This is a genomic window from Mycobacterium sp. TH-M116 (assembly GCF_057473685.1).
In genome coordinates this window covers 1-4,458 of the sequence record NZ_JBYCLC010000003.1, presented here as the reverse complement: position 1 = coordinate 4,458, position 4,458 = coordinate 1, and the positions used below count along the sequence as shown (strand labels likewise).

Genomic DNA, 4,458 nt, shown 5'->3' with positions numbered 1-4,458 from the left:
CGGCGCATCAGCGAAGCGAAATTCCCTCGCCTCAAACGGCTCGCCGAGTTCAACACCGACGCCGTGGCATCGGTCAGCGCCGCGCAGCTGGCCACTTTGGCCAGCGGCACCTGGATCGACAACGGGCAACCGCTGGTGCTGCTCGGCGACTCCGGCACCGGGAAAACACATCTGCTCATCGGCCTTGGACTGGCGGCCTGCGAACAAGGCCGCCGGGTCCGCTACGTGACCACCGCACAGCTCGTCAACGAACTCGTCGAGGCCGCCGACGACCGGCAACTATCCCGCGTCGTTGGTCGATACGCCCGCCTGGACCTGCTGCTGCTCGACGAGCTGGGCTACGTCCAAATCGACACCCGCGGAGCCGAACTGCTGTTCCAGATCATCACCGAACGAGAAGAACGCGCCAGCATCGGAATCGGCACCAACCTGCCATTCAGCGAGTGGGGAACCGTCGTGGCCGACCCGCGCCTCATCGCCGCGATCGTGGACCGAATCACCTTCAACGCCCACATCATCGAGACCGGCACCCAGTCCTACCGGCTACGCACCAGCAAGACCAGCCGAACCAAGAACACCCACTGACCAACGAAAGGGAAAACGACCATGCCCGACATCACCATCAACAGCGCCGACGCCGCCGAATTCGCCGACCTGCTGAGCTGCCTGCGCGACTGGATCGACCTCGAGCAAGACCAACTCGACATGCTGCTGACCAAACACGGCTACGACCTCAACGGCATGCGGGTCGGCCTCGACCAACTCAGCGCGCTGCTGAGCCGCAACGACGACGAGCCCGTGTTCTGATGTCAGACACAACCACAACTACCGAACACCTGTCCGCCGGCCAACTAGCCGATCAGGCCGCCCACGCCATCCACGAACTCAACCACCGCACCCACCCCGCCAGCGATGACCTCGCCTATCCCGCCGACACCGCCGCGATCATCGCCACCCTGGCACACATGACCGGCATGCTCGGCCAACTACTCGCCCAGCTCACCGCCTGGCTGACCCACCAGCACCAAGACGGCAGGCTGACCCTCGACTCACTCGCGCCGCAGCCCGACCTCCCCCAGACGATGCACGCCCTGACCGACAGCCTGCAACACGCCATCAGATACGCCCAGCACACCGCCACCGAACTCGACACCGCCCACCAACACGCAGCGCACCTCGCCGCCGCCAAACCAGCCACCAACGATCAAGCCCCCAACACCAACGCCCGGGGCCAAAATTCATGCAGAACAGTGGGGCCAAACCACTTGACGAAACGCACTCGGGTCCTCACCGTCGACAGTGATACTCCTGATCCCGTTGAGATCCGCCGTGCCGTCGCCGTGCTGCTGCCACTAACGCTCCCGGCACAGCAGTCGGCGGGACAACCACCGCTGACGGTAGTGGCTGAGAAGTTGGGCGCCCCGGTGTCCGATGAACACCAGAAGTTTCTTGAGGCGGCCCAAATCGGCCCCGATGAGGTGCGAGACTGGTTGCGCAGCTATATCGACGCAGCGGCAATTGGCGAGTCGAGCGAAGGGGGCACTTCGTGACCGACGTGCCCCTCCGCGGCATTTCCATCTCCGACTTTCGTCGGCTTGAAGGCACACGCTTCCTGCCGCTTGACGCACCAATCGTGTTGCTGCACGGGCACAACGGTGCCGGTAAGACCAGCGTGCTATCAGCCCTTGAACTGGCACTTACTGGCGAAATCCGCAGCATGCGTCGTCATGACCCGCGATATACCGCCCATCTGCCGTTTCATGGACGCGAATTCGCGACGCTCAGCGCAAAGATCTCCGAGCAGCTGGGCGGAAGAAACGCACCTGGCCGAATGACAGTGGGCGGCAACCGGATTGAAGGGACACCGGCGCTCGACGCGGTTTCTGCTCAGTTCTATGCCGAACGATGCTATCTGGATCAAGTGTCCCTCGGCCAACTGCTCGATCTTTATCAGTACCGGGAAGGTAAGGAGGAATCAGCCCTCGCTCGCTTTGTCAACGAGCTGCTCGGTCTGGAGCAACTCGATGCTCTCCGCCTCGGGCTGACCGACGCGAACGACTTTCGTCGACTGAAGAAGTTGTCCGAACCACTGGCGGATGCCGACGCGGAGGCACAACAAGCCGAAGCGGAATTGGGCACCGCCACCTCGGACCTCAAAGCAGCAAGAGACAACCTGGCGAGATCACAGGAACTTCTCGCCGAAGCAATGGAGGTCCTGGGCTACTCCCTGCCCATCAGCAATGTCGAAATGGTCCGAAACGCGCTGAAGGCGAGCCGAGCGGACGAGGAGAAGCTAGCCGCCGCGGCTCTGCGCCAATCGATCACCTCGCTCGGCGGCCGAATCGAGGGCTTGTCCGCTAGACCGTCGGCAATTCGTCTGGAAGAAGCAAGAGCTGAGGCCGCAAATGCATCTGAGGCCCACCGTCGCTGGCGTGAAGAGTACGGACCGGCAATCGATGCCTGGCATGCCGAGGCTGCCCGTCTAGGGGTTATGACATCCGCCGATGCATCATCAGCGATTGCTGAGTCTACGCAGAGGCTAGACCGACGTGTCTCTCGTCAGAGCGAGCTGATGGCCGAGGTCAAGCAGCTGGAGAATCAGCTCGTCGAACGTCGATCCTCGCTCACCGTGCTTCAAAATCAGCTCGCCGATGCACAGGAAGAGGCCGGGTCGCTGGCCGAGGGCTTAGCCGCCCTTCGCGAGCATGCCTCGGACAATCTCTGTCCAGTGTGTGATCGAGCCTTCGATGAGGTGTCATCGACCCATCTCACGGTCCACATCGACCGCAAGATCACGCAACTTACAGACCAGGGACTCCAGCTTCGCCAACTCCGCCAGCAAAGGGACGCCGCGACGGCAGCCGTGCAACGCGACGAGCAGAAAATGGAGCAGATCCGAGGGCAGCTACTGACCGAAGACCAACTAGAAGTAGTCCGTTCTCAGAAGGCCGCCTTCGATGATCTCCAAACGCGCCTGCAGGAACTGCAGGCCGTAATCGACACCTTGCTCAAACTGAAATCCGCGCTCCGCGTCGCCGAAGCTACGTTGAGTGAACTGGAGTCAATCGCAAGCGACGCAAAATTCGTGAGCGAGGAACTTGAGAACCTCGCCCGAAAGCTAGACGTCCCTGCCCCCCGTGCCGATCAGACCCTGCATGACGCGTGGCGAAGGCTCGCTGAGATTACCGACGAACGCGTTACTAGGGCGGAAGCGCTCGCGACGGCGTACGCCAACGCCAACGCGATGCTGGAGGAGATGCAGCGCTGCGCGGCGCGCGTCGACAACCTCAAAGACGCTGTGGCACAAATCGCGGAACGGAAGGCGGTTTTGGATGCGCGTGTGAGAGAGGCGAAGCGTCGCCAGTCCGTAGCAAGAGCGGTACAAGATGCAGCGTCACAGGCACGGACCGAAATTGTGCGCCGTGTGTTCACCGAGTCGCTGAATGATGTTTGGCGAAGCGTCTTCACACGACTAGCGCCACGCGAGTACTTCGTTCCTATGTTCGGAATCCCCACGTCGTCGAGGACTGCGCTTGAACTGACTTTAGAGACGGTCCACACTTCCGGCACTACCGGCGGATCGCCTCAGCTGATGCTCAGTGCAGGAAACTTGAATACTGCTGCACTGTCCCTATTCATCGCGTTGCACCTAGCGGTTGAGCCCCTGGTGCCATGCCTCGTCTTCGACGACCCAGTTCAGTCAATGGATGAGGTTCACGTCACCCAGTTTGCGGGCCTGATGAGAGTTCTATCGAAGCAGCATGGCCGCCAGATCATCATCGCCGTCCACGAGCGAGAGCTCTTTGAGTATCTCGCTCTCGAACTGAGTCCTGCCTTCGATGGCGACGAACTCATAACGATCGAGCTCGGGGGACCACCGGACGAGACCGACGTAGGAGTTCGGCGGATCACATGGACACCGGATCCAGCGATTGCCGTTTGAGAGTGCGCCTACGCTCTCAGCTCGGCTGCGTGGTCCCAAACTGGTCCCAACACCAAGAACCGCTTCTACCGGTGACGATGAATAACAGCAGCTCAGAGCCTCTTTCACAAAGTCGGGCTGACAGGATTTGAACCTGCGACCACTTGACCCCCAGTCAAGTGCGCTACCAAACTGCGCCACAGCCCGCATGCCGCCAGCGTGAGCGGCAGCAGGTCGAAAGCCTACCTTAAGCCGCCCTCCGGCCCGCCGAGCGACCTCACTTGTCCTTCAGCAGGCCTGCGGCGTTGTCGCCCGGGCCAGCCGGCTACCGGAGATTGACTGTGAGCTGAGGGCGGGGCTTGTCGGCGTGTCGTCGCCGCGGCTTCACATCGAAAGCCCTCGGTTCACTCACGGCGCGCACTCAGCGCCGCTTGACGGTCCGCTTCTCGCGCACGCGCACGTTGATGCGGATCGGGGTGCCCTCGAACCCGAACGTCTCCCGCAGCCGCCGCTCCAGGAAGCGCCGGTAACCGGCC

The 4,458-nt window shown here is 62.0% G+C and carries 5 protein-coding genes and 1 tRNA gene; 4 read left to right on the top strand and 2 right to left on the bottom strand.

The features are described from left to right. From istB to AC2VOK_RS00065, 4 genes are all read left to right on the top strand, one after another. On the top strand, positions 1–585 hold a 585-nt coding region (istB, locus tag AC2VOK_RS00080), incomplete at its 5' end, for an IS21-like element helper ATPase IstB (RefSeq protein WP_428898654.1). A 21-nt stretch (positions 586–606) separates the two neighbouring features. Beyond that, a complete protein-coding gene (locus tag AC2VOK_RS00075) occupies positions 607–807 on the top strand; it encodes a hypothetical protein (RefSeq protein ID WP_428898653.1) in 201 nt (66 codons plus the stop codon). Then, positions 807–1,550 (top strand): hypothetical protein, encoded by a 744-nt coding sequence (locus AC2VOK_RS00070; protein WP_428898652.1) that lies wholly within the window; start codon positions 807–809, stop codon positions 1,548–1,550. The genes AC2VOK_RS00075 and AC2VOK_RS00070 overlap by 1 nt, the downstream gene beginning before the upstream one ends. Then, positions 1,547–3,943, top strand: a complete 2,397-nt coding sequence (locus tag AC2VOK_RS00065) for an AAA family ATPase (protein WP_428898651.1) — start codon at positions 1,547–1,549, stop codon at positions 3,941–3,943. Before AC2VOK_RS00070 ends, AC2VOK_RS00065 begins: the two co-directional genes overlap by 4 nt. Positions 3,944–4,055: 112 nt before the next feature. On the opposite strand, the gene AC2VOK_RS00060 is transcribed toward AC2VOK_RS00065, so the two are convergent. Both AC2VOK_RS00060 and AC2VOK_RS00055 read right to left on the bottom strand, forming a co-directional pair. Further along, positions 4,056–4,129: transfer RNA gene (locus tag AC2VOK_RS00060), tRNA-Pro, on the bottom strand. A 214-nt stretch (positions 4,130–4,343) separates the two neighbouring features. Next, positions 4,344–4,458 (bottom strand): hypothetical protein (locus AC2VOK_RS00055; RefSeq protein WP_428898655.1); only part of this gene is annotated, 115 nt, incomplete at its 5' end.

Excerpts from the sequence above, each read along its gene's own strand:
- AC2VOK_RS00075 (WP_428898653.1), top strand. The coding sequence starts at position 607 with ATGCCCGACATCACCATCAACAGCGCCGACGCCGCCGAATTCGCCGAC.
- AC2VOK_RS00070 (WP_428898652.1), top strand. The coding sequence starts at position 807 with ATGTCAGACACAACCACAACTACCGAACACCTGTCCGCCGGCCAACTA.